17 protein-coding genes and 9 pseudogenes are annotated in these 24236 nt (G+C 33.6%); 15 read left to right on the top strand and 11 right to left on the bottom strand.

What is annotated here, in order from left to right; genetic code table 11:
* The first annotated feature begins 330 nt into the window (after nt 1-330).
* Nucleotides 331-1545: a replication initiation protein gene (locus ACFVQC_RS28040; RefSeq protein WP_377899920.1), complete on the top strand. Its 1215-nt coding sequence runs from the start codon at nt 331-333 to the stop codon at nt 1543-1545.
* A gap of 471 nt (nt 1546-2016) precedes the next feature.
* Here the strand turns inward: ACFVQC_RS28040 and ACFVQC_RS30270 are convergent.
* Nucleotides 2017-2256: pseudogene (locus ACFVQC_RS30270) on the bottom strand (hypothetical protein); the annotation flags it as partial.
* A gap of 400 nt (nt 2257-2656) precedes the next feature.
* Between ACFVQC_RS30270 and ACFVQC_RS28035 the strand changes: the two are divergent.
* Both ACFVQC_RS28035 and ACFVQC_RS28030 read left to right on the top strand, forming a co-directional pair.
* Nucleotides 2657-3223, top strand: coding sequence for a hypothetical protein (locus ACFVQC_RS28035; protein WP_377899917.1), 567 nt, complete (start codon nt 2657-2659; stop codon nt 3221-3223).
* Between the two features lie 273 nt (nt 3224-3496).
* Nucleotides 3497-3625 (top strand): annotated as a pseudogene (locus tag ACFVQC_RS28030) (DDE-type integrase/transposase/recombinase); the annotation flags it as partial.
* Between the two features lie 187 nt (nt 3626-3812).
* Here ACFVQC_RS28030 and ACFVQC_RS28025 read toward each other — a convergent pair.
* On the bottom strand, nt 3813-4508 hold the full coding sequence (locus ACFVQC_RS28025) for a CsxC family protein (RefSeq protein ID WP_377893776.1): 696 nt from the start codon (nt 4506-4508) through the stop codon (nt 3813-3815).
* 1188 nt (nt 4509-5696) lie between these two features.
* Here ACFVQC_RS28025 and ACFVQC_RS28020 point away from each other — a divergent pair.
* Nucleotides 5697-7046 carry an FAD-binding oxidoreductase gene (locus tag ACFVQC_RS28020; RefSeq protein ID WP_377893774.1) on the top strand — a complete coding sequence of 450 codons (1350 nt, stop codon included), beginning with the start codon at nt 5697-5699 and terminating at the stop codon, nt 7044-7046.
* Between the two features lie 167 nt (nt 7047-7213).
* Here the strand turns inward: ACFVQC_RS28020 and ACFVQC_RS28015 are convergent.
* The 3 genes and pseudogenes from ACFVQC_RS28015 to ACFVQC_RS28005 form a co-directional block, all read right to left on the bottom strand.
* Nucleotides 7214-7324 (bottom strand): annotated as a pseudogene (locus tag ACFVQC_RS28015) (VOC family protein); the annotation flags it as partial.
* A 149-nt stretch (nt 7325-7473) separates the two neighbouring features.
* Nucleotides 7474-7665: pseudogene (locus tag ACFVQC_RS28010) on the bottom strand (toprim domain-containing protein); the annotation flags it as partial.
* Nucleotides 7666-7949: 284 nt separating this feature from the next.
* Nucleotides 7950-8204: a hypothetical protein gene (locus tag ACFVQC_RS28005; protein ID WP_232299913.1), complete on the bottom strand. Its 255-nt coding sequence runs from the start codon at nt 8202-8204 to the stop codon at nt 7950-7952.
* Nucleotides 8205-8290: 86 nt separating this feature from the next.
* Here ACFVQC_RS28005 and ACFVQC_RS28000 point away from each other — a divergent pair, with 86 nt between their 5' ends.
* From ACFVQC_RS28000 to mobL, 5 genes and pseudogenes are all read left to right on the top strand, one after another.
* Nucleotides 8291-9718 carry an IS4 family transposase gene (locus ACFVQC_RS28000; protein WP_377899916.1) on the top strand — a complete coding sequence of 476 codons (1428 nt, stop codon included), beginning with the start codon at nt 8291-8293 and terminating at the stop codon, nt 9716-9718.
* A 143-nt stretch (nt 9719-9861) separates the two neighbouring features.
* Nucleotides 9862-10187: pseudogene (locus ACFVQC_RS27995) on the top strand (hypothetical protein); the annotation flags it as partial.
* Between the two features lie 147 nt (nt 10188-10334).
* Entirely contained in the window at nt 10335-11102 is a 768-nt protein-coding gene (locus ACFVQC_RS27990) for a hypothetical protein (RefSeq protein ID WP_377899932.1), read from the top strand.
* A gap of 262 nt (nt 11103-11364) precedes the next feature.
* A complete protein-coding gene (locus ACFVQC_RS27985; RefSeq protein WP_377899914.1) occupies nt 11365-11625 on the top strand; it encodes a hypothetical protein in 261 nt (86 codons plus the stop codon).
* Nucleotides 11618-12064: pseudogene (mobL, locus tag ACFVQC_RS27980) on the top strand (relaxase MobL); the annotation flags it as partial. The gene ACFVQC_RS27985 and the pseudogene mobL, both read left to right, overlap by 8 nt.
* 235 nt (nt 12065-12299) lie before the next feature.
* On the opposite strand, the pseudogene ACFVQC_RS27975 reads toward mobL, so the two are convergent.
* Nucleotides 12300-12585, bottom strand: a pseudogene (locus tag ACFVQC_RS27975) (hypothetical protein).
* A gap of 217 nt (nt 12586-12802) precedes the next feature.
* Here ACFVQC_RS27975 and ACFVQC_RS27970 point away from each other — a divergent pair.
* Nucleotides 12803-13261 (top strand): YoqH family protein, encoded by a 459-nt coding sequence (locus tag ACFVQC_RS27970; protein WP_377899913.1) that lies wholly within the window; start codon nt 12803-12805, stop codon nt 13259-13261.
* Between the two features lie 473 nt (nt 13262-13734).
* Here the strand turns inward: ACFVQC_RS27970 and ACFVQC_RS27965 are convergent, their stop codons facing one another.
* Entirely contained in the window at nt 13735-13887 is a 153-nt protein-coding gene (locus ACFVQC_RS27965; protein ID WP_377899935.1) for a hypothetical protein, read from the bottom strand.
* 202 nt (nt 13888-14089) lie between these two features.
* A complete protein-coding gene (gene repS, locus ACFVQC_RS27960) occupies nt 14090-15646 on the bottom strand; it encodes a replication initiation protein RepS (RefSeq protein WP_377899911.1) in 1557 nt (518 codons plus the stop codon).
* A gap of 896 nt (nt 15647-16542) precedes the next feature.
* Here repS and ACFVQC_RS27955 point away from each other — a divergent pair.
* The 3 genes from ACFVQC_RS27955 (at nt 16543) to ACFVQC_RS27945 (ending at nt 18330) form a co-directional block, all read left to right on the top strand.
* Nucleotides 16543-17409, top strand: a complete 867-nt coding sequence (locus ACFVQC_RS27955) for a ParA family protein (protein WP_377899910.1) — start codon at nt 16543-16545, stop codon at nt 17407-17409.
* Complete coding sequence (locus ACFVQC_RS27950; RefSeq protein ID WP_377899909.1) at nt 17402-17782, top strand: hypothetical protein; 381 nt, start codon at nt 17402-17404, stop codon at nt 17780-17782. The genes ACFVQC_RS27955 and ACFVQC_RS27950 overlap by 8 nt, the downstream gene beginning before the upstream one ends.
* 314 nt (nt 17783-18096) lie before the next feature.
* The gene (locus ACFVQC_RS27945; RefSeq protein ID WP_377899908.1) at nt 18097-18330 is read left to right on the top strand and encodes a hypothetical protein; all 234 of its coding nucleotides are present in this window, start codon (nt 18097-18099) and stop codon (nt 18328-18330) included.
* Between the two features lie 210 nt (nt 18331-18540).
* On the opposite strand, the gene ACFVQC_RS27940 is transcribed toward ACFVQC_RS27945, so the two are convergent.
* Both ACFVQC_RS27940 and ACFVQC_RS27935 read right to left on the bottom strand, forming a co-directional pair.
* Nucleotides 18541-19632, bottom strand: coding sequence for a tetratricopeptide repeat-containing glycosyltransferase family 2 protein (locus ACFVQC_RS27940; protein ID WP_377899907.1), 1092 nt, complete (start codon nt 19630-19632; stop codon nt 18541-18543).
* A gap of 618 nt (nt 19633-20250) precedes the next feature.
* A complete protein-coding gene (locus ACFVQC_RS27935; RefSeq protein ID WP_377899905.1) occupies nt 20251-21300 on the bottom strand; it encodes a YncE family protein in 1050 nt (349 codons plus the stop codon).
* Nucleotides 21301-21799: 499 nt separating this feature from the next.
* On the opposite strand from ACFVQC_RS27935, the pseudogene ACFVQC_RS27930 reads away from it, so the two are divergent.
* Nucleotides 21800-22045, top strand: a pseudogene (locus ACFVQC_RS27930) (Tn3 family transposase); the annotation flags it as partial.
* A gap of 643 nt (nt 22046-22688) precedes the next feature.
* Nucleotides 22689-23207, top strand: coding sequence for a BclA C-terminal domain-containing protein (locus ACFVQC_RS27925; RefSeq protein WP_377899904.1), 519 nt, complete (start codon nt 22689-22691; stop codon nt 23205-23207).
* Between the two features lie 443 nt (nt 23208-23650).
* Here ACFVQC_RS27925 and ACFVQC_RS27920 read toward each other — a convergent pair.
* Nucleotides 23651-24236, bottom strand: a pseudogene (locus ACFVQC_RS27920) (hypothetical protein); the annotation flags it as partial.

Here is a 24236-nt window from a genome sequence, read left to right as displayed (position 1 = left end):
AACCATAACAACAATGGTTCTAAAGGTAACAAATTTAGTTTTAACCATAACAACAGTGGTTCTAAAGATAACAAATTTAGTTTTAACCATAACAACAATGGCTCTAAAGATAACAAATTTGTTTATATACTTTACCACTCTAAATATTCCCGAAAATTTTTCACTATTTAAATGATTTTCAGAATAATTTTATATAAAATAAAGGGCTTCTCAACAATAATAGTGAGGATAAAATTTTCTGAATTGATGGAAAATTAACTATAACAAAGGGAATATATTTGTTATAGTTAACAGAACAGTAGAGGTAAGAAAGAAGGGACGTATGTAGGTATGTCTGAAAATCAAGATTTGCAGATTAAAGAAAATAATATTGTTTCAAAATCAAATACTTTAATTGAAGCAAATTCACGTTTAAATTTAGTAGAACAAAAAATATTACTTTGTTTGGCTAGTAATATTGAACCCAATGATCGGGATTTTAAAACTTACACATTCCCCATCAAACATTTTCATGATCTACTTGGTCTAAATGGATCTACTAAATATTCGGAGTTAAGTAAAATTACAAAGGATTTATTATCAAAAGTAATTGAAATTCGGACAGGGGAAGAGCTGATACAGGTATCTTGGCTTTCTTCAGCAATTTACAACAGAAATAAAGGAACAATTGATATGCGTTTTGATCCGTTATTAAAGCCATTTCTATTAGAATTAAGTAGCAAGTTTACAAGCTATAGATTAGCTAATGTTATTAAATTGAAAAGTACATACGCTATACGTATTTATGAACTACTTAAACAATATGAAGATTTAAAGGAACGTACAATTAGTCTAGAAAATTTAAGGTATTACTTAGATGCAATGGATATATACCCTAACTATGCAAATTTTAAGCAACGTGTATTAAAACCTTCTCAAAAAGAATTGGACCAAAAAACAGATATTTCTTTTGAATTTGAAGAAATTAAATTAGGCAGGAAAGTACAAAAAATTAAATTTATTATCCGTGGCCAAAAAAAGAAAGATAACAATTTAGTTCATTTTGAAAAAAATTTAGATAAATTTCAACAGCCCAATACATTTGAACAAAAAATTAAAAATTTTGAAGAACGCTGTAAAGAAAAAGTGTTTCCTAAAGTGTTAAAAAAATGGGAAGCTCATAAAGAAATTGTATTAGAAATAATTGAGGATATACGATTTCGTTCAAATATTGATTCTCCAATAGGTTATGTAGAATTCACTCTAAATTCCCGATTAAAAGAACTGGCTAATAAAGAAATATCAACCCAAAGTAGTCAAATTGAGAATAAGTCTCCTAATAATAGAGTATTAGAGATTGATAACATTATAGATTTAGTTATCAGTAAATATTCAACATCTACAGGTGCTGTAGCTACATTTTTAGTTAAAGATACAGCAATTGAGAAACTAGTGAGAGTAGTTACATTAGAAGAAGCTGAAGCCATTTGGATAGAACACGAAACGTTTGTCATGGATAAAATTTATGAATACATTAAAAAGAATAGAAGAAAGAAAAGATACTAGATTTAAAATAAATTTGGATCATGTTGTTTACAGATTTCGCGATGTGGGAAAGCCCATATCGGACTTTAGTCCGCCTTTAGGCATGGGATGAAAGTATCGCTTTTTCATAGAAAAACAGTTGTGTTTTGGTTATACTTGAACGATAGACAAGCACAAGTCTTTAAAACGCCTATGTGTTCCTTGAAAACAAGATATCATATGGAGTTCGATAGCTAAATTCACGCTATCGGTAAAATGATATGTGTCGTCAAGAACAAGACGCTAAAACATATGAACACGCAACGCGATCTGTACGGTATGGTTATAGTACCGTAGCTCACGAACCTATACGGTCTGTCGTGAGAGTGGTGATGGCACACCGCAATCTTGCACGTCAGCGATACCAGAAATGGACTTCGCCTTTGGTAGCAAGAATCCCACTGACGTTAGTCAGCTTGCCCCTTTAGGGGTGGGAGTGTCAACTGAATCCCTATAAATATGTAGGAACTGTCCACTTAATAGAATCATACCCAAACTGAATTTTCTCCGCTGTATAGCTACATCCACCTACACCTGGATAAACAGGTGAAAATACATCGGGGAATTGAAATGCAGTTGAATCTAGTGTACAAAACCAACAACTCTAGCGAAATCTCGTAAGAAATTTGAAAACAAGCAGTTTTGAATTTCTTGAACAAGTAATTGTAATTCATCACATACAGAAATAGAGATACAAAACGCCATCCTTTCCTCTGGTTCTACAGGAAGAATAGCGTATTTTTTATTTTAGAGAGGCATTTTTTAATTAACTTGATAACGATGGGATTATTATATGATTCTGGGGAAATTGTACGCTAAAGACTAAAAGTTTTACTAGGACACCTTTCAAAAAATAAAAATCAAGGATTAATTGAACATTGATTTTGTACACAATTTATTGACAGAATTCTCGTTTGATGAAGTACTTTTTATAAATATAGCCCACAGACACAAAAAAATATTTTAATTACTGAAAAATCATATCAATATATGACATGAGCTCATTTTGAAAAATTCCTCGTCAAAAAGAAGCATATATGTTGAAGAAGACATACTTTACACTATATTCCATTGGAAAGGTGAGGAAACGTATATGACTTTACATTACAAGAAAAATTTCATTATAATAAGCACGCCTTATTTCCCACATATTAATTTATCAGGTCTTCCTGAAGTAACAAGAATATCTTCATACTTTCCTGAAACTCTAAAAACGAAAAAACCACCAAAATCCCCCAAATTAAAAACATTGTACTTTAGACAATTTGTAGAGCATAAAATCCAGTTAGTTCCTCCTGCAAAAAAAGGAACCATCAAAGTTGATAGACAGATATTTACTACGATTGAAAAGGTGTGTTCAGAAGTAGTCACTATTTCAGGATTTATCCGTAAGACTATTACTTATACAGCATTAGCTTATAACAAGGTAATTCCAAACTATAGGATCCAAGGTGACGTTCCCTTTCAAGGTCTTATAGAATCAAAAGACATTAAAGAGGAACATCAATTTAGCATCATCGAAGAAAAAATACTCGGCAATGTTTTTACACGTGAAGCTAAATTTGAAAATCCAAAGAAATTTCAAGTATACAAATCTCCCTTTGCTTTCAATTTTATAGAGAAAGATGCTATAAAAGTTTCTATAAAAATGAGTACGTAGTAATTCATATTCTCTTATCTTGAATATGAATTTAGCTCATTACAAATGACTAAATCTGCAATTACTGTTTTTTCTAACATAACTTATTATCTACTGAAAAAGCATTTTTCATGGATTCAATACCATGCCCATCAACTTAAGAATTTTCACTACCGCTAAGTACAGAAAACGTTCTTTTTTCTTATTTCCTCTTTTCGGGAGATGGGCAAAAATACTTATATATAAAACTTAGTTAATTGGTATATACTTCTTGAACCCCTTACTTATAGTTACATTGTAGAACAAGATCATCGTTTTATTAAGAAACGTGTGCGTTCTATGTTGGAATTCAAATCATTTAAAACAGCACCCTCTATATTAAGTGGTATTGAAGCTATGCATATGATGCTACTTAATTTTTAGCACAATAAATGTTGGCTAAACATATAATATAAATGGGTATCACTCACCATTTATATTTATAGTTTCCTTTTAAGAACACCAACGGGCATTGGTGTTCTTTTAAATAGGTTGGGTTTGAAAAATAAGAAGCTTTCTTAATTACAAATTTATAAAACAAAGAAGCACTCAAAATGAGTGCTTCTTTGTTTTATATTTGTACTTGTTGTACTTGTAAAACTTTTAAAGTAAGATCTAGTACAATTTTTTCACGAAGTGTATCAAATGTTTCGTTTAATTCTGTTGGACAAGGGGAAAAATCTAATTCAAAGAAGTTAGCGCTGACTAATTCGCAATATGGTTGTTCGTTATAAACAACTGCATTTTCGAAGAAGTATTTGTCTAAACGTGGTAAATCACCGTTTTGTGGATTAATAAAGTGAGATGTTGTGTCTGAGGAAGCTGCTATTAGAGGTAGTGTTAAAAAATCACCCTCTGTTAAATCTGCAAAACCAGAGAATGGAACATTTGCAATGCGATCAAATAGCACTGAATTACATCCATCACCTGCATATTCAATATTTTTACGAATAAACCCTTGTACAAATAATTTTGCTCTTGTAACTCGGCGGTAAACTGTACCTGCTACTGGAGTAAACGCTACAGGAACTAACTTACATTGTGTTAAAAATACGTTTTTTAGGACACGTTTAATTTCAGTTGCTGCAGGTGCTAATGTAATATCGGTTTCTACAACAATTTGAATTGTTCTTTCAGCTAATACAACTGGGATTTTTACAATCGGTGCTCCTGGAGTAAGAATTGGTGTTGCAGTCTCATCACTTAGTGGTATTTGAGTTTGTCCCGCTGTTTGACAAGGTACATTAATTGGACATTGTTCGCTCATATTATCTAATCTCCTTTTTGAAATTACTTTATATTTTTAAAACTTTTCTATGTAAATATATTCATTTTTTGTATTGATGTATAAGCTTGTATAATAGGTTTTAAATTTTTTGTAGATTTTTTTGACTTTCTCATTAAGAATTTTCACGAGTTGGTACTTTATCAGTCATTCCTACATAAGCGTCGGATATTTCACATTGAATTATTAGAGAGAATCCCTAGGAAATTAAAAAGTCATGATATTGCTAAAACATTTGGAAGTGCTGAAAGTACAGTTAGGAAGTACGCCAATCCCTTGAAAAAGCAGGGTATGTTTTTCGGAAAAATGAAAACAATACAAGGATTTTTACTGATATAGATGCGTTAACATTTAGAGATTTGATCCAAGTTAGAAAAGAAGCTGGAGTAAACCTTGATATGGTAGCTTCCGTAGCAGTGATACGAAGACAGAAACAAGAATCACCGATACAAAGCGTGCACTCTTTGATAAATAAGGAATCAGAGGACGATTTAATTCCGCACAAAATAAAACAAGTTCCCAATCTCTTAATAGACACAATGATATCTATCACTAAATAAAGGATCCTAACATATTCTTGATATCACGAATGATTTTATGAGCATTTCATATTAGTATTATCTACCTGATTAAGTCTGTTTTTTAAAGCGACATATCAGCGATAATTTATGTCTATTCTGTCCATGTGTTAGCAAGTTCGTTTGCAAACTTGTTAGCACTTTTTTATTTGCCCTCACTATTTGTTAGCACTGTAAGTACATCCAAAATGTACTTATCTATATCACATTGTAAGTTCGTATATTTTTCTGACGATACTCCCCTAATCTATAGTGGTTTCTTGCCCTTAAATTTGTAAAAAACATTCTACACCAATAAGGGCTTCAACAATTCCGTTAATAATATTAACTCTTTACTCATATATAAATAATAGAGGCTGTAGCAATGAAATTTTTTAAGTAATAAGGGCATAAATTACTAATCTTTACATCTCTGATGTCCGCTAGTATTACTTAGAGAATATTCTAAAACTGAAAATTACTCCTGAGATATGATTGAAAAATCCGTACGATTTGAGTTATTTCCATTATGTTTGATATCTGGTTTAATTACGTAATTTGGTACCGTTGCTAAATAAGATCCATAATTTACTTTTTATAGGGAGTGGAATATATGGGGTCAACACAGTTAACAGGACGAGTAATCTTCAAAGGAGATCCAGGTTATTTAGAAGCAGTTAAAAATTGGAATCCTTATGTTGATGTCTTTCCTCTCGTCTTTGTTTTTGCACAAGATTCAGGCGATGTAAGTATTGCTATTAAATGGGCTCGTGAGAATAAAGTTCCCTTACGTGTCAGAAGTGGTCGACATGCTCTAGATAAGAACCTTTCAGTAGTAAATGGGGGACTTGTTATTGATGTGAGTGACATGAATAACGTTTCTTTAGATAAAAAAAATGCGATTGCAACCGTTCAAACAGGAATTCACGTTGGCCCATTAGTAAAAGGATTAGCTCGTGAAGGTTTTATGGCTCCTTTTGGAGATAGCCCAACGGTTGGAATCGGAGGAATTACGATGGGTGGCGGATTTGGAGTACTTTCACGATCGATTGGTCTTATAAGTGATAACCTTCTTGCATTGGAAATGGTAGATGCGAAAGGCGAAATTCTTCAAGCGGATCATTGTAACAACGAAGATTTACTATGGGCTTCTAGAGGTGGTGGAGGTGGTAATTTTGGATATAATACTGAATACACTTTTAAAGTTCGTCGTGCCCCTAAAACAGCAACCGTCTTCAATATCATTTGGCCGTGGGAACAATTTGAATCGGTGTTTAGAGCTTGGCAAGAATGGGCGCCGTTTGTAGATTCACGATTAGGATGCTTACTCGAGATTTATAGCAAAGTAAATGGATTATGTCATGCTGAAGGTATTTTCTTAGGTTCAAAAGATGAAGCAATCGAATTATTAGAACCTTTAACTAGTATTGGAACCCCAACACAAATAGTTATAGAAACTTTACCTTATCCGGATGCTATAGACTTTTTAGATCCAGATGAACCAATACCTGGTAGATCTGATCAGAGTGTTAAGTTTTCTTCGGCTTGGGCACTTGATCTTTGGTCAGAAGAACCTATTTCGATAATGAGAAAATTTTTAGAAGAAGCTACTGGGACAGAAGCCAATTTCTTTTTTATAAATTGGGGTGGTGCTATAAGTAAAGTACCTAGCAGTAAAACAGCTTTCTTTTGGCGAAGTCCATTGTTTTATACGGAATGGACTGCTAGTTGGAAAAACAAATCAGAAGAGGCTTCAAATCTGGCATCAGTTGAAAGGGTACGCCAACTGATACGACCATATGTAACAGGTTCTTATGTGAATGTTCCGGATCAAAATATTGAAGATTTCGGAAAAGCATATTATGGATCAAACTTTGAAAAACTTCGAAAAGTAAAAGCGAAGTATGACCCTGAAAACTTATTTCGTTTCCCTCAAAGCATACCACCATCTTCATCTTGTTAAATAGTTTATTTGTTTTACAAAACAAACTAAACTCCCTAGATTTTGAAATGCACCTCAATCGTTGATACCCTCTAATAATTGAGGTGCATTTTTCACATAAGAAAGTTTACATTCTTATTGGCGTAAAAGCAAACGTATATGAAATTCCCGAGATTTATATTAAAAATTTTTGCATAATTCATTTTCACTTTAACTGGTGATACACCAAATACCTTTTCATAAAACTCAATAGACTTCTCTAAATCAGTAACATTTATACCTACATGAACATACTTCATTGCTAATTCCACCCTTTTAAATTCAATTAATCAATTTTTTTGATTAATATAGATCTTACTTCTTCGTCATAACAGAATTTAAAAGCTATCAAATCACTAAAATACAGCAACGTAAGGAACGAAAATGATTTGTGTGAAGAATTCCTTTACCATTCCTTTTTATAATCTTGAGGGGATTTCAATTCTACTAGATGACCATAAGCCCAAGTAATATTTCCTCCACTTGGTAATAAAGAACATGGTGGAACATAAAAATGACCATCTTTCTTTTCAACTTTCGGGAATGCTTCAGCATACGATTTCGCTTGATTTGGCTTCTCTGCTAGGATTAATACGGACATGTTTTTAACTTCCTCTCACTTTAAAATTTTGTATACAAAAAGGAGCAGCATGGATTATGCTACTCCCGAAAACATTATGAACTTGTGTAAATGTGTACATTTACACATTTACACATTTACACATTTACACATTTACACATCAAATCTCTAAAGCAACATATCGCTATGTCGCCCTTTTAAAGCACACTATTTCATTTATTCCATTAGCTTCCTTTCCATAATACCGATTCCTTTCCCTTCTCTTATAAAACAAAGAGAATGACATAGCGCTATATCATTCTTTTTTATCGCTCACGCCCCATTTGACGCATATACGCTAGTCTTCTAGCTTGTTCCCTCTGTTTATCTCGAACTTCGTCTTGTTCTTGCTGACCTGGTTTCCCTTGTACTTCTTTTTGATCGTTGGTTTCTTTTTTCTCCTGGACTGCTTCCTTATCTTGCATCTCAAGTCCCCCCTGAATTTCTTCTTTATTTTGTATCGTCGGTTTTTCTTGGTTTTTTTCTTTATCATTTTCTTTTGAGTTTTCCTGTTCTTTCACTAGCCCTAATTCTTCATTGAAATTCAAAAGTAATGAAAAAATACGCAATTCTTTCTGTAGAATCATAGAAAAGGATGGCGTTTTTTATGTCTGTTTCTGTGTATGACGAATTACAACTATTTGCTCAAGAGATTCAAAGTTTTTTATCTCCAAATACCTTACGGAATCTTGCTAGAGATGTTGGTTTTGTACAACGAACCAGTAAGTACCAAACAAAAGATTTAGTCGCTTTATTTGTATGGGTGAGCCAAAATGTAGCTATGACTTCTTTAACTCAGTTATCTAGCTGTTTAGAAGCATCAACAGCGGTACTCATCAGTCCTGAGGGACTGAATCAACGATTTAATAAGGCGGCCGTCCAACTTTTACAACACCTACTAGCCGAACTACTAAGCAAAAAATTGGCCGCATCTATGCCGATTTCTTCTCCATACACTTCTGTTTTCAAGCGTATTCGTATTTTAGATTCAACTGCATTTCAAATCCCGGATGTATTTTCATCGGTTTATTCAGGTGCAGGAGGATGCAGCCATACAGCTGGGATGAAAATTCAACTTGGGTATGACTTGTTAAGTGGGCAGTTCCTACATATTCATACAGGTCCAGGTAAACAACATGATCGCACTTACGGCTCTCTGCGTGTCCCAACTGTGACAGCGAATGATTTATGTATCCGAGATTTAGGTTATTTTCATTTAAAAGACCTTCAATATATACAAGATAAAGAGGCCTACTATATCTCTCGTATCAAGCCGAATACACGTATGTATCAAAAAAATCCTAACCCTGATTATTTTCAAGACGGAAGAATTAAGGAAGGTACAGAGTATATCCAGATAGATATGGAGGTTTTAATGAACTCTCTTCAGCCAGGACACACATGTGAAATAGCTGATGCTTATGTAGGAATGATTGATAAAGTGCCAGCTCGTGTAATTGTTCATCGGCTAACACAAGAACAACAACAAAAACGATTACACGATCAAGCTATAAGAGAAAAAAAGAAAGGAATGAAGTATTCTCCTCGTAGTAAACGACTCAGTGGTATCAATGTATATATGACAAACACCCCTACAGATATTGTCCCGATGGGACAGGTACATGACTGGTATTCTTTGCGTTGGCAAATCGAAATTTTATTTAAAACGTGGAAGTCATTCTTTCAAATCCATCATTGTAAAAAGATAAAACCAGAACGATTGGAGTGCCATTTATATGGTCAATTGATTGCCATTCTACTCGGTTCTTCTATCATGTTTCAAATGCGCCAATTGCTCCTCATGAAGAAAAAACGAGAGCTTAGTGAGTATAAAGCCATATATATGATTAAAGACTATTTTCTTCTATTCCAAACTATACAAAAAAACACCCAAGAGCTATCAAAGGTGTTACTTCGCCTGTTCAATCTCCTACAGCAAAACGGGCGGAAATCTCATCGATATGAGAAAAAAACGGTCTTTGATATATTAGGTGTTGTTTACAATTGTACCATGTCTGATAATCAAGCCGCTTAATTCAAAAAAAATGAAAACCCGTTAGGGTTTATTTCGTATGCAAATCTTTAAAGCATCTACGTATAGACTTTCGAAAAAAAGAAACAATCTTACTTATCATTGACGTTACACGGGCTTAGCTTGATAGCGATGTGGCGATACCCCATCGAGAAAAAGAAGGATACAATGAGCGAAAAGAAAAAGCAAAAACCATTATGAGTGAAGAACTTTTACAACAATTTTATCACACTGATAAATACGAAATAGGAGATACCTATAAAACGAAACCAATCGAAATGAAGTTTTATTTACAAGAAAATGAACCCGATTAAGAGGAAGTAAATGTGTTAGCTGAATTTATAAATGTCACGACTGATTCAACGCAAAATCGAGAAGAAAAAGTCAAAAATGTGTTGCGAATCATCATAAAAAAGAAAAGGAAACATGGCGAGTTACAAGTGTAGAAGAACTCAATATGAAAGTTTTATAACAAAAAAGGTGAGGTGAGAATGTGATAGGTGCAATCAGTAAGAAGAGTGAAAGAATTAACTTGAGAAGAAATAAATCGTGAATCTACCTAGCAATTATCAGCTTTCTATTTTTCGGTTTTTTCGCTTTCTTGACATCTAAAATTCACATGCCAAACGATGCAAAACTATTCCATACGGAAACAAATAAAGTAATCAAGCTGTCTGGGATGGGGAAATTGATTGTAGAACAAAGGGAATATAATCCACATAAAAACTTCATAGAAATTCGATTTCGGATAGAAGGATATGAGGAAGCTGGATTTACGTTTAAGGTACAAGAAAAAGGAAAGCCAGGTGTTCAATTACCTGTCAAAGTGTTGTATGAAGAGAATGGGAATTACGTGATAGAAGTCAAAGAATTATCTCCAAATTGGGGAGCTTTAGCTTTAGATATTTATAATAAAAACAGTGAAAAAGAACAAATGGATATTCGGAAGTTTACACAAGATGTTAACGAGTACGAAGAAGAAAATACAAGTACAAAGAGTCCCAATAAACTTGTTCAGACGATTTTTACCGATCAAAGAAAAACAAAAGCAAATGATGAATTGTTAGCTGAAAATAAAAAAACATATGAGTTAGATTTTATAGAAAGAGACAAAAAAGATATTGAAACAAAGATCGAAAATTATGGGAAAGCAATCAAGCTTGAAGAGGAAAATGGGAAGACAGTTTATGAGAAAGTAAAAGAACTAAAAGATGAAATGAAGTACCAAACCGAAACGGAAAAAACGGAAACCCAATCGAAAATATCATCTTTAGAATCCAAAATAAAATCATCAGAAAAGAACGTTGAATTATTTAAAGGAGAACAAAAGATTGCACGAGATAAGATCAAAAAATTAGAGCTAAAGGCACAAGAAATTAATAAATAATGAAAAAAGATATAGGGACATGAAGGGGACATTGAGGGAAAACAAGGGGACACGGAAGGGACATTGAGGGAAAATATAGGAACGTGATGGAGACATTAACGAAAAATATGGGGACGTAATGGGGACATTCAACTTCTTTCCTTGCCCCCATCGTTTTGCTAGGCTCCGCCTAGCCCCACACCTTCAGTGGGGGCAAAAACCCCTTATGCTCTTCTCACTATTTTTTGATCTCTACCCAGATTTGCAGAAAGGAGAGGGAAAAGTGGAAATCAGAATTAGAGAAGTAGATCCAATTGCAGTAAAGAAAATAGATGAAATTGCAAAGAGGAAAGGATTATCCAGACAGAAATTTTTGAAAGACCAAATTGAAATGCTGGCATTTTTTCAGCAACAAAATAAAAGAGAAATGGAATTAGAAAATCTAATTCAAAAGAACATCCATACGATGAGTGATTGTTATAGCGAAATGAAAAAAATGAATGATTTTATTCAAATGATGATGCAGGATGTTGAAAATGAGTAATACCGTTCCTATTCAATCTTCAGTCACACCAGGTGTTGTTTTAAAAACAAAATTTGTGTTACCGGGTTCCGATGCATTTCAGAACTATATTGAGTATGTAGATCGGGAAGAAGCAAAAAGTGAAGTGAAGCTGAATCCGAAAATGTTTGAAACGTATCAAGACTATATGGGGAATCCAGAAAAGACATCGGCATTGTTTACGGAACACGCAAATCGTTTATCAGAAAGTGAGAAAAAATCCTTAAAGGAAATGTTTAAAACCGCCCATGAAAATGGAAGTATCATGTGGCAAGATGTCATTTCTTTTCATAATCCTTGGCAAGAGGAACAAGGCATTTATGATTCAAAGACAAAGACTCTAGATGAAAAAAAGTTAATGGATGTAACCAGGCTTGCGATGAAAGAAATGCAGAAAAGAGAGGGAATAGAAAAAAGTTCTACCTGAGGTACCGCCAGCATTTCGGAAAAAAACCACGCTAAGAGCCTGCAAAATTTTATACAGTTTTTCGGCTAATCCAGTAACAAACGAAAACCTTAAAACACGCACCAGGATAGGAATGTATAAAAAAATGAATAGAGTCATAGAAAAAGAAAAAGGCGGATCTCCACTCTCACAAGGAAGCTGTCTTGTCCTTGCTACCGATAATGTTGCGTTATGTTAAATTCAATATAGGTTAGCAAACAAGCATACTTCCTATTAAAACATAGAATAATATAACTCTTGTTTGAAAGGAGGTATAAAAGATGAGTTGGAATAATGATTGTTGTAAGCATAGACACCATAACGATTGTTGTGAACATAAACATCATAACCATTGTTGTGAACATAAACATCATAATCGTTGTTGTGAACATAAACATCATAATCGTTGTTGTGAACATAAACACCATAATCGTTGTTGTGAACATAAACACCATAACCATTTTTGTAAATGTGTTATTTGTTGTCGTCGCAACCATTGGTGAAAAGTTCAGGATTTTTAGTTTTTAATAAGAAATTTTATAAAAAACTCATTCTTTGTGAAAAAGAATGAGTTTTTTGTTTATTACCAATAATAGGACGTTATGTTAACCTATCCTGAATATTCTATACAGCCTACTCGTCACGTTTGCTGTGCTGTTTCATAATTAAAATCCTGTAAAGGCAAACTAACCTAAAAAGCCTTTGGAGGAACTTATGAGACAATTTATCGTGACATTAGTAATGTGTATGACCATTGTTGTAAGTCCATATCAAGCACAGGCAAGTGCATCAGCATCCCTACCATGTAGCGTTATACTAAATCCACTCAACAAATCAGACAAGAATACCAAAGGGGTTGCTTTGGTCTATAAGGTGAAGTTAACACTGAGTTTTCCACGAACAAACATAAGCATTCTGGGTGTACATCTACCTGACCCAAGTACTTTAGGTAATTACGATACATACGAAGGTTTTGCCTTCATTCCAGACGAAATTAGTTGGCGATTCAAACTGTATCCTTCTGAAGAGGAGGATGATCCTACTTGGGCGGGGAAAATTGACATTATTACGGCAGAAATGAAAGGGGTACAGATTCAAGTACGCCCATCCAATTCCAAAACTGAAAAATTAAGATTACCTGTTTTAACAAACAGTATCAAAGCCTGTAAATGAAGAACAGTCCATACAACTTCCAATAACGAGAATTATGTAAATGAGCTGTCCATATGGGCAGCTTATTGTATCTTTCCAAAATGCTAGCGGTACCCATATATATGTTAATCGATAGAAAAGAGACCCCCTAAATAAAGAGCTAAGTCTCTTTTCCACCCCTCCATTGTAATTTACATCTCTAAAAAAGAATTATGTTGACCAATCTAATCATCAAATAAAATCCTACTTCTTCAATTGCTTTTTTAATCTCTTATTAGGGGGCACCATACATTCCCATCAACTTAAGAACAGAAACAACATGAACTTTCGTTCAAATATACTAAAAAACTCTTGAAATATTTTATATCCTTAAAAATGAGTATGCTAAATAAATCTAGATTAACAGAACTTTAAAAAATCATAAGATTTTCTTTTGTTTTTCCAATCCACTATACTCATAAATAACACCCAGGATATCAAAGACTGTTTTCTTCTCATATCGATGAGATTTTCGCCCATGTAACTTTCCCTTTTAACAAACCTTCATGACCAAGTAACTTAATCTCTACATCAGCCCCCCTCATGAATACATAAGAATGTCTATAACGTCCCTGTTTATCACGATCTACAGAATAATTTTTATCCATATAGCACACCACCAATAGAATAAATTTCTAAAACAGTCTATACAATTTCACATACCATAAAGAGTATAGAACTCTAAATAACGTAAAATAACCCCCTAGCAATAAATAAATCTTTAAATATTAATCGTATAACGCTATAGCTAGCTGTCCAAAATATGTATCATAGATATATTTATGTATTGGCACAGTGAACAATTAAAAATTAACCGGCTGGTAGCCCTTCGATTAGGCTATATGACACCGTTTCTTCTGCCATAGCGCTATTGTTTTTTGCTTGTAGTAAGATGTTACCCATTTGGGGGAATAGCTCGTTCAAATAGCTTAAATAACTATCTCTTTTTTGTCCTTTTTCACGTAATGCAAATGAAATTAACATGCCAATCGTAGAAAATCCCGTTTTTGCTGTTTTCCCTTTACCTTCAACAGTCTTATATATTTTATTACTCTTCTTCAAGACATTGTTTAGGGTACTTCTAGGGATATTAATCGCTTCACATAGCTCTTTTTGTGTAAAGTATAACACAGGTTTATTTTTAGAATTCATTGACAGGAAAGTAATAATATCCGCTTCCCACTCATGCCAATGAGAACGTACTCGATCCTCACGTTGCATTTTGTGTTTTCTCCAAAATGCAGCTGGCGATCTAAACGAATTTACTTGCCTAGGTGTCGCATATGTTTGAAGTAGACGGTCAATATAATCTTTATGTGCAGCCTGGTATTTCCCTGAATATGCAGACATGACAATTCCTCTAACCTCAGCATGATCTAAAGGTTGTTCCAGGTTACTATTAAACTGATCCATCATATCTAGTGTCTCTTTAATTGACACTTCACTTTGAAAACATGCTAATGACAGAGTGAAAATTGCATTATTACGTCCTGCTTTTGTTTGTCGTGGCGCTATATTCGTGCATTTTATAACTTGCTTAAACCAAGCTTCTTCTACCTGTTTCGGTTGCTCTACAGGTTTGTTTTTAGAAAATGGCGTTTCAATTACGTTATTTTCACTTAGAATTGCGAAAAATTCTTTACCTTTGTTATCATCTTGTCTCTTACTCCAATCCTGCAGTTCCTTGAATGAATATACATTTTCCTCAAAGAACATAATGATATTCTCTTCTGAAGGCATTCTGAAGAATCCAAAGTGATTACATGTTAAATCTACCTGTGGTAGGCTTTCAGCAAACATTTCTCTCAAGTTTTGAGAGATTCTTTTTGCTGATTTAATAGCGATATAGTTCTTTTTATTTGTTACATATACAGCTTTATCTAGCACATAATATACTTGATAACCCTTTGTAGTTTGAAGAATCATAGTCGGCACACCAAAACCAGCATTTAACGCAACATCGTTAATCGCTGTCATTGGGAATGTCTTTGAATCAATATCGATTACGAAGCAATTAATTTGCTGTAAGTTCTTTTCTGTATGCCCAACGATTGTACGAAGACCATTCTCGCCATATGTACCAAAATTATATACATTAGGAGTCCAGTGAGAAGCTTGTCCAACATGATCCAGTGTAGCTTCCTCAGATGATAATACTACCCCTCTTGTACCAAAAGGTGCGCTTAAATCAGCTTTTTTACGAGTAATAAAAATAGATCCTTTTTTATTCTTCTTACCATTCAGCATTTTGTCTTCAAATTTCTCTTGTTTTGTAATAGATACTAATGCAGCTTTTGAGTTTTTAGATTTATATTTTCGTAAACCTTTATGAAGTATAAGATTAATAGCTTTCTGTACTGTATTCATGTTGATTCTCCTTTCTACTAGATTTAAAACAAAAAAAAGGTGAGCAGTTATATCACTGCTCACCTAAATAAATAGACTTCCCGAATTGTATACAAAGGTAGAAAAATCCATAATTAAATACGCTTATAGATGCACTTAAATAGGGGTTTCTATCTTTACAAATCTACACTAATTAACTATACTAATAAGAGATATTTCATATCTCAATAGCATAGTTAACTAGAACGGTTTGGGAAGTTTACTCACTGATACAGCAGTGACGTAAATGGAATACAAGATGTTTCCAGCAAATTGTATTCACCAAGAAGTAGAAATGTTTCCAGCAGATCTACTTCCTCTGTCCATGAGATTTCCAAGTCTCTTAGACAGCCGTTCTTTTTTTATTTGTTTTTTTATGTTTATGTGTCTTATATATGTCCTACAAATTCTTACGAATTTCTTATGTATATTATCAAACTAAATCGAATTGCGTTGAGAAAACTTGTTGTCTATAACGTTACAACAAGTTTTTTTGTTTGTAAACAAAGAATTTCAACAAAACTTCTTGCATGTACACATGTACACAAGTGTAAAAATGTACATGTGTACATGCTACTTTTCCCCTTTCATTCTATTAATTAGAAAAAAATATTTGAAATTAAATTTACACTTGTGTATATGTACACAAGTGTAAATGTGTAAAAAAATATTAATACTAACCTGTTAAAACACTATCATATCAACAGTTCTCCATCTTTTGTGAACTTGTGTAAATGTGTACATGTGAACATGTGTAAAATTGTATTGATATTTTTTTAGGTGGATAGTATAATTACATTAAGAAGTTTTTACACATGTGAACTCGTGTAAATGTGGACATGTGTAAATAGACGAAAAGTTTTTTTGGAGGGATACATATGAAATTAAAAAGACCGTTAACTATAACTGTAGCAAACAGTAAAGGTGGCGTTGGTAAATCTACTATTGTAAGACACTTATCTTATCATTTAGCTTTAAAGGGATATAAAGTTCTAACAGTAGATATGGATCCGCAGGCCAATACAACAAAAACAATGATCTTAACAAGAAAAAGAATTAATGATGAATACTTCGCTTTCGACAAAACATTAATGAGAGCTGTACAAGATGGTAGTTTAGAAGACATGCAGTTGAATATAATGGAGAATTTAGATTTACTACCTTCTCATAGTGACTTCGAAAACTTCGAAATGTTACTAACATCAAGGTTTGGTCATACTGAACCTTCTGATCCTAACTATCATCAAGTAGAAGCTAATAAGATTAATTACTTTAGACACCTATTAGAACCTTTGAAACAAAATTATGACTTTGTTATCATTGACAGTCCACCTACAGCATCTTATTATACAAAAAGCTCTGCAATGGCAAGTGACTATGTACTTGTTGCATTCCAAACACAAAGTGATAGTTTAGATGGCGCTAATGATTATATCTCACGATTCTTAAGCAAATTAGTAACAGAATTTAATGCTCCACTTGATGTAATCGGCATATTACCAAATCAATTACACAGTACTGGTAAAATCGATGCAACAGTATTACAAGATGCTAAAAACATTTTTGGAGAAAATAATTTATTTAAAAATTTAATACCTTACGCTAAAAGAATCCAAAGCATTCCACGTATCGGTTTAAATAAAGATCAATATTGGGACAAAAAGTTATTTAATGAAGTTTTTGAACCATTTGCAGATGAATTTTTAGAACGAATTGAGAAAATGGAGGAATTGAGAAATGAGTAATAACATGGGGTTTTTCGGGAAAAAGGAGGGCGGGGAGAAACCTGACGCTAAAAATAACGGAGGTAAAATTGATTTTGGCTATAAAGCTGATGTCATTCCCTCTACTCCTTATGATCCAAGTTTACCAGCAAAGGCAACACTAGTTAACGGTGATAAGCGTGGTACCATTCGAATGCCTTTAGAAACTAAACATGAATTTGATGCATTACTTGAAATTTCAGAATATCAATATGCTTATGAACTGCTTGGTGAAATGCATAACTTGTATATGGAAAAATTGTCTCCTGAACAACTTAGACTATTCCACGCACAACTTGAAAACATCAAACGTAAAGCTGCTCTTAAAGAAGCTAAAAAACAGAAAAAGATATAATAATAACATGTGTAAATGTGTACATGTGGCCTTTTACACATTTACACATGTTATACCTACATAAAACACATAGAGTGATATCCCCCCTCTATATCAATAGTAGCGATAGAACGATTTATTTTTTTAAATGATTTTTGTGTAAATGTGTACATGTGGCCTTTTACACATTTACACATGCTATACCTAAACAAAACATATAGAGTGATATCCCCCCTCTATATCAATAGTAGCGATAGAACGATTTATTTTTTTAAATAAATTTTTGTGTACATGTGTACAATTACACATGTACACAAAAAAAAGGAGCGATAACCATGCGAACCCTCGGTATTATAGTTTTAGTCGTCATAGCTTTAGTATTTTTGAATGTGATTACGCTACATACACTTGGAACGTTGGTTCTTATAATCGGATTTATAATAGCAATCGGAATTGGTGCTTATTTCTTATACCATATTGTTCTTAGCTTCCTTGTACTATTCACCACTATTGTGGGAATCATCATGATTGTTTGTTTAATTACTTATGGCACAATAAATCTAACTTAATAGAACCTGAAGGATCCATATAAACCTTACTAATGAATTAAAACCATTATAAGGTATTAAAAATTATTATCTGAATCTTAATCAGCTGAAAGCGGTGAGGAAATTGAGTTTATTCATAACGGTGATACATACGGAAACTATTAAATCTATAGGATGTTTACATCATCCGAAAAAAATTTATTTTACAGATGAATAAACATCCTATGATTGTTAATCAGTCATCATTAACTCTTCAATTACTTTAATATTATTAAGGGTCTCCTCCTCAGTTGGTAAGAAACGAAGAACCATTTTATTATGATAATTAGTCTGTTTATAGTCTTTTAACTGAAAGTAGCAAAACGCTAATTGTTTATGCGGTAACCAAGTTTTAAAGGGTTGTTGTTCAATGAAATGAGTAGAATTAGCTGAAGGTGCTTCTATAGCTTGATTATACCAATAGGCAGCTTGAGAAAACTGATTATTCTTAAGAAAGAATTCACCTAGGCGACAGCTAAATTCCGGTTGAGGAACATCGTATTCTAAAGACTGAAATGTGATTTCTATTTCTTTTTTAAAATTTCCGATTAGATGATAACAACTAGCTAATTTATGCATAACAAAAAGCCTGTGTTCTAATTGGATATCTTCGTAGTCTAAGAACTTGTTATAAAATTCAATGGCTTGTTTATATCTTTTATGTTTATGTAATTCTCTGGCATAATGAAATATATCGTGAACTGTCATTTTACCTTTATTTTTTTTCAAAAATTGTTCATATAGTTTGAGATTTCGATCTGATTCAATATCAGCATAATTTTTTTTATGGGTGACTATGATGTCACTTTCGAGAGAATTATACTGTTCATGAATACTTAGATCTTCATGAACAACGCCGTGCCATTGAAAATTTTTACTTCTTTTGACTAATCTATTGCGGCGAATGCTGGTTAAAACATTATTAAATTTATCAATTTCCGCATGATAAATCATGGAAACCGCATCAATTTTTTGATTGAGTGATTGTTTTAAATCAAGTAGCTTTTTACGTTCTTCTGGTAAAAGTATATCATCAGCGTCTAACCATAAAATGTAGTCCATTGAAGCTTGATGGAAAGAATAATTTCGAGCTGCTGAGAAATCATCTATCCATTTAAAATCTAAAATTTGTTTCGTCCATTTACTAGCTATTTGTTTCGTTTGATCTGTTGAGCCTGTATCTACAATAATAATCTCATCAGGGATGTCTTTAACCGATTCTAAACATCTATTAAGTGTTTCTACTTCATTTTTTACAATCATACATAAACTAATTGTAATCATCTGAGCACCTCTGTTATAGATATCTTTATTTTATTTGAATTTAGATTTTTCACCTAAAACGTAGTACCTAAACGAATCTCAATAGGTGGGGCTGTAAGTAGTTCACGTTGTAGTTCTCGAATTGGTTTTATAGCTCGTAGTTCAACTATCATTTCAAGAACAATATTCCGGTACTTATTCACATCGTCTAATATCTCTGCCCCAGTTTTCGAGAATGGTCCGGCCACAACCTAAAGGTAGCTTTTTCTCTTCCATAAAATCACCCCATTTTAGTTTATTTTTATTTATGTTGTTCTTAAAAAATGCTAAATGTAATTTTTCATATGAGATATTAGCTTGATTTTTGGTACAATCCATGATCATCAAGCTAATTTTTTGAATTATCCCCAAAACGAAAAATTATACTATTAAAAGTAAATATGGAATCAGAATGCAATCAATTATTGCAAGCATGCTATCTAGCTGTATAGCTAATGTTGTGAGTCATACCTGATTAAACGATTTCTATAACAACGAAAAAAACTCTCCTAAGGGGGTAGAGTCTTTTCTCATAATATTTACATAGTTTTCGGATGCGAAAGTAACCTTAATTATCACTCTTAGTGTTTTATATTCGCTTTAAGGATTGACTCCTACTCCAACTGGACCATTCCCCACCGGAATAGTCGCAATCACGCTATTTGTTAGCCCATCAATCACGGAAACGTTGTCACTAATAAGATTTGTTACGTAGATAAGGTTAGTAGATGGATTAACTCCTACTCCGACTGGTTTAATCCCCACTGAAATAGTCGCAATCACAGCATTAGTCGCCCCACTAATCACGGAAACGTTATTATTATAACCGTTTGCTATATAAATTTGATTAGTAGATGGATCGACTCCTACTTTCTGTGGAGCATTCCCCACCGGAATAGTCGCAATCACGCTATTTGTTAGCCCATCAATCACAGAAACGTTGTCGCTCGCAGTATTTGTTATATATATTCGATTGATTAATGGATTAACTCCTACCCCTTGTGAAGAAATCCCAGCCGGAATAGTCTTAATCACGCTATTTGTTAGCCCATCAATCACGGAAACGTTGTCACTAATAAGATTTGTTACGTAGATAAGATTAGTAGATGGATTGACTCCTACTCCAACTGGAGCACCCCCCACCGAAATAGTCTTAATCACGCTATTTGTTAGTCCATCAATCACGGAAGCGTTGTCATTATTAGCATTGGTTACGTAGATAAGATTAGTAGATGGATTGGCCCCTACTCCAACTGGAGAACTCCCCACCGAAATAGTCGCAATCACAGCATTAGTCGCCCCACTAATCACGGAAATGTTGTTATTATTGGCATTTGATATATAAATTCGATTAGTAGATGGATTGACTCCTACTCCCTGTGTAGTACTCCCCACTGGAATAGTACTAATCACGGCATTAGTCGCCCCGCTAATCACGGAAACGTTGTCATTATTAATATTTGTTACGTAAATTCGATTGGTAGATGTTGACCCAGTTGGTCCGGTTAATCCGGTTGGTCCCGTTGACCGAGTCAATCCTGTCGGAAATGTAAAAGGAGGAATTGGTGGAAGTGTCGGACCAATTAAATTCAGATTGAATACCGATCCGTACAGAATCTCATGTGATTCAAACTCATTTTTCTCTGACATATGTCACCTCCGAAAATATTTATCATACCTAATAAATGCAGTGAAGTGACAAAACGACATTAATAAGGACTTCATCTTTTATAGTTATTCGCTTAATCGACGCCCTAAAAAAGTATTTTATACTATGAAAACATGATAACAACAAAAACATACTTTAATTTGATTTCATCATAAAAGAGAGCTTTTCCAAAATAAAGTACCAAAAAAAGAGCCATTTAGCTCTCTTTTTGATACTTTATTTTTTATGGAAGCGGAAATCCAGCTGCATTAAATCCCATAAAAATAGATGTTCTATTCTTATTTTTTTAATAATACAGGTTGTTTTTTACCATTTAAGTATCTTTATTCGTAAAAATAATAATTTACTTCTATTCTAATGAATTCAATTTTTTCTATTAATCATAAATTGAATTCATTAGAATATCCTTGTTATCACTAAGGTAGCATCACGGTAATAACTACTGACCGATCCACCTATTGTCAAAACAATTAGGAATGAACCATACAGCATCAATTGCAAAGGACAAGTGCCTTAAACATAATCATCAATGCCATCAGTATTTGGAATACTTTACATTTAACAAAAGCAGTTGAATATCAAAAACGGACGGGTAATTTTAATGAAGACTTATTGCACCATATATCACCTTTAGGCTGGGAACATATTAATTTACTAGGTCAATACCATTTTAATGCGGAGAAAATGATTTCATTACATTGTTTAAGACCACTAAAACTTTCTTAACGTTGTTAAAAACGGGGCATCGTCAGGAAAATTTGCTTAGCGTTGTAAATCCTCATTTTTCTGACGCTCCCCCATAAAACACATAGAGTGATATCCCCTCCTCTATATCAGTAGTAGCGATAGAACAATTTATTTTTAAAAAATGAATTGTTGTGTACAAGTGTAATTGTACACATGTACACAACAAGGTGCGATAACCATGCGAACCCTCGGTATTATAGGTTTAGTAGTCTGAACTTTAGTACTTTTAAATGTAATTTCTCTACATACAATTGGAACATTATCTCTCATAACCGGACTTTTAATAGCAATCATGATTGGCGCTTACTTCTTATAGAGGTACCGCCAACATTTTAGAAAAAAACCACGCTAAGAGTATGCAAGATTTTATACAGTTTTTTGGCTAATCCAGTAACAAACGAGAATCCTAAAATCGTGCCAGGTTAGGAATGTATAAAAAAATGAAATTCCCTTGTGAGAGTAAGGGGCCGCCTTTTTCCTTGCTACCGATAATAGGACGTTATGTTAACCTCACATGTATAGGATATACATCGTAAGTTTTATTGGACAAATATACAAGCTAAATTACTTGATTTGAATATAAATAATTATATTTAGTTTCAAAAAAAGGGGGTGAATTATTTTGAACTCACATTTTTCAAAAATGAAGGGATGCTGTGGTAGATTTTTACCTGCAATTCCACCTGCTGTTCCCCCGTTCCCAGTATTTTCACCAGCTTATCGTAACTTCTGGCAAAATACATTTGTTACAGTAGCTAATGGACAGAACATTCCATTTAACAACCAAAGTATAGCTACCGCAGGAGGAATTATTTTACTTGGCCCTACTACGATATTCATTCCAATAGCTGGAGATTATGAAATTAACTATGTAATTACAACTGCTGATATAACAGGCGTAAGTTCAGAGCAACAAGTAACTGCTATCCTAAACGGAACGCCAGTTCCTAATTTCCAAACATCTTTTGGAACAGTAACTACTACTGGAGAATCATGTGACCAATTTTCAGGAACAGCTATTTTAAGAATACCAGCTAACTCAACTTTTTCATTAAGAAATACAAGTCTTGGTGGACGTTCTCTAGCTCTTTGTGATCTTGTTGAAAGTGGCGCAGCACTAAATATTAAAAAATTAAGTTAAAATCTTTTAAAAAGGCTAGAAAAAACAGATTTTCTATTGGTTATTGAAGTCTGTGTAGTAATGGAACATGAACTAAAAGCCCCTTCAAATCCTCTGAAGAGGCTTTTCTAGATTTTTAGATTGACTGCCGATAACGAAATTTATGTAAATATGTAATGTTGTCAAACGACTAATTGAGGTACTGTCACATTACTATAAAACTAAGGTTTCACACTATTCATTAAGCAAAAAAGACGTTATTCTTACTGTAGAATCATAGGAAAGGATAACGTCTTTTTTTATTTTAGGAGGCATTTTTTATTAGCTTGATAGCGATGTGGCGAGATCCCTAATAGATGCAGAAGAATCAACAATAGCAGCTATTCCTAATAGCCCTTTTCGTTTTAAATACTATTATATAAAACTTTTTATTAACCTACAAAATACTTCTGTTAACAATGCTACTATATTAGTTCTACAATTTGAATACTAATATTAGGTTGAGCAGTGGTACCTGCTGGAAAATTACTCGTCTCTCCTTGTGCCCCTGTTGTTACAATTGATAAAGTACTAAAACCTCCAATTGGAGTAGTAATAATCGCTCCGCCTGATGATTCATTTGCACCTGTAAAACCTATAGCTGCCGGTTGGAAATATCCAGAACCCGGAACGTCCGTTCCGTTCAATTGCAAATTACCAGCCATCCCAACAGACGCATCATAAATAAGAAAATATACCACTTGATATGTATGCCCACCTGCAAGAATTATTGGGAAAGTTCCAGGGGCATGCATAATATCCGTACCTATAATAACTCCATTATCACTAAGATCAAGCGGTATCCCTACAATCGTTGAGAATCCTGGAACATTATATATATGAGCAACATTAGGAAGAACAGGTCCGGTAACTCCAGTAGGTCCGGTAACTCCAGTAGGTCCAGTAACTCCAATAGGTCCGGTAACTCCAGTAGGTCCAGTAACTCCAGTAGGTCCGGTAACTCCAGTAGGTCCGGTAACTCCAGTAGGTCCGGTAACTCCAGTAGGTCCA

The organism is Bacillus sp. NPDC057893 (genome assembly GCF_042796455.1).
GTDB lineage: Bacteria > Bacillota > Bacilli > Bacillales > Bacillaceae_G > Bacillus_A.
This window is presented reverse-complemented; position numbering and strand designations above follow the sequence as displayed.

Bases quoted from the DNA above. Each gene is read 5' to 3' on its own strand.
- ACFVQC_RS28040 (WP_377899920.1), top strand. From the start codon at position 331: ATGTCTGAAAATCAAGATTTGCAGATTAAAGAAAATAATATTGTTTCA.
- ACFVQC_RS28035 (WP_377899917.1), top strand. From the start codon at position 2,657: ATGACTTTACATTACAAGAAAAATTTCATTATAATAAGCACGCCTTAT.
- ACFVQC_RS28025 (WP_377893776.1), bottom strand. From the start codon at position 4,508: ATGAGCGAACAATGTCCAATTAATGTACCTTGTCAAACAGCGGGACAA.
- ACFVQC_RS28020 (WP_377893774.1), top strand. From the start codon at position 5,697: ATGGGGTCAACACAGTTAACAGGACGAGTAATCTTCAAAGGAGATCCA.
- ACFVQC_RS28000 (WP_377899916.1), top strand. From the start codon at position 8,291: ATGTCTGTTTCTGTGTATGACGAATTACAACTATTTGCTCAAGAGATT.
- ACFVQC_RS27990 (WP_377899932.1), top strand. From the start codon at position 10,335: ATGCCAAACGATGCAAAACTATTCCATACGGAAACAAATAAAGTAATC.
- ACFVQC_RS27970 (WP_377899913.1), top strand. From the start codon at position 12,803: ATGAGACAATTTATCGTGACATTAGTAATGTGTATGACCATTGTTGTA.
- ACFVQC_RS27965 (WP_377899935.1), bottom strand. From the start codon at position 13,887: ATGGATAAAAATTATTCTGTAGATCGTGATAAACAGGGACGTTATAGA.
- repS (WP_377899911.1), bottom strand. From the start codon at position 15,646: ATGAATACAGTACAGAAAGCTATTAATCTTATACTTCATAAAGGTTTA.
- ACFVQC_RS27955 (WP_377899910.1), top strand. From the start codon at position 16,543: ATGAAATTAAAAAGACCGTTAACTATAACTGTAGCAAACAGTAAAGGT.
- ACFVQC_RS27950 (WP_377899909.1), top strand. From the start codon at position 17,402: ATGAGTAATAACATGGGGTTTTTCGGGAAAAAGGAGGGCGGGGAGAAA.
- ACFVQC_RS27945 (WP_377899908.1), top strand. From the start codon at position 18,097: ATGCGAACCCTCGGTATTATAGTTTTAGTCGTCATAGCTTTAGTATTT.
- ACFVQC_RS27940 (WP_377899907.1), bottom strand. From the start codon at position 19,632: ATGATTACAATTAGTTTATGTATGATTGTAAAAAATGAAGTAGAAACA.
- ACFVQC_RS27935 (WP_377899905.1), bottom strand. From the start codon at position 21,300: ATGTCAGAGAAAAATGAGTTTGAATCACATGAGATTCTGTACGGATCG.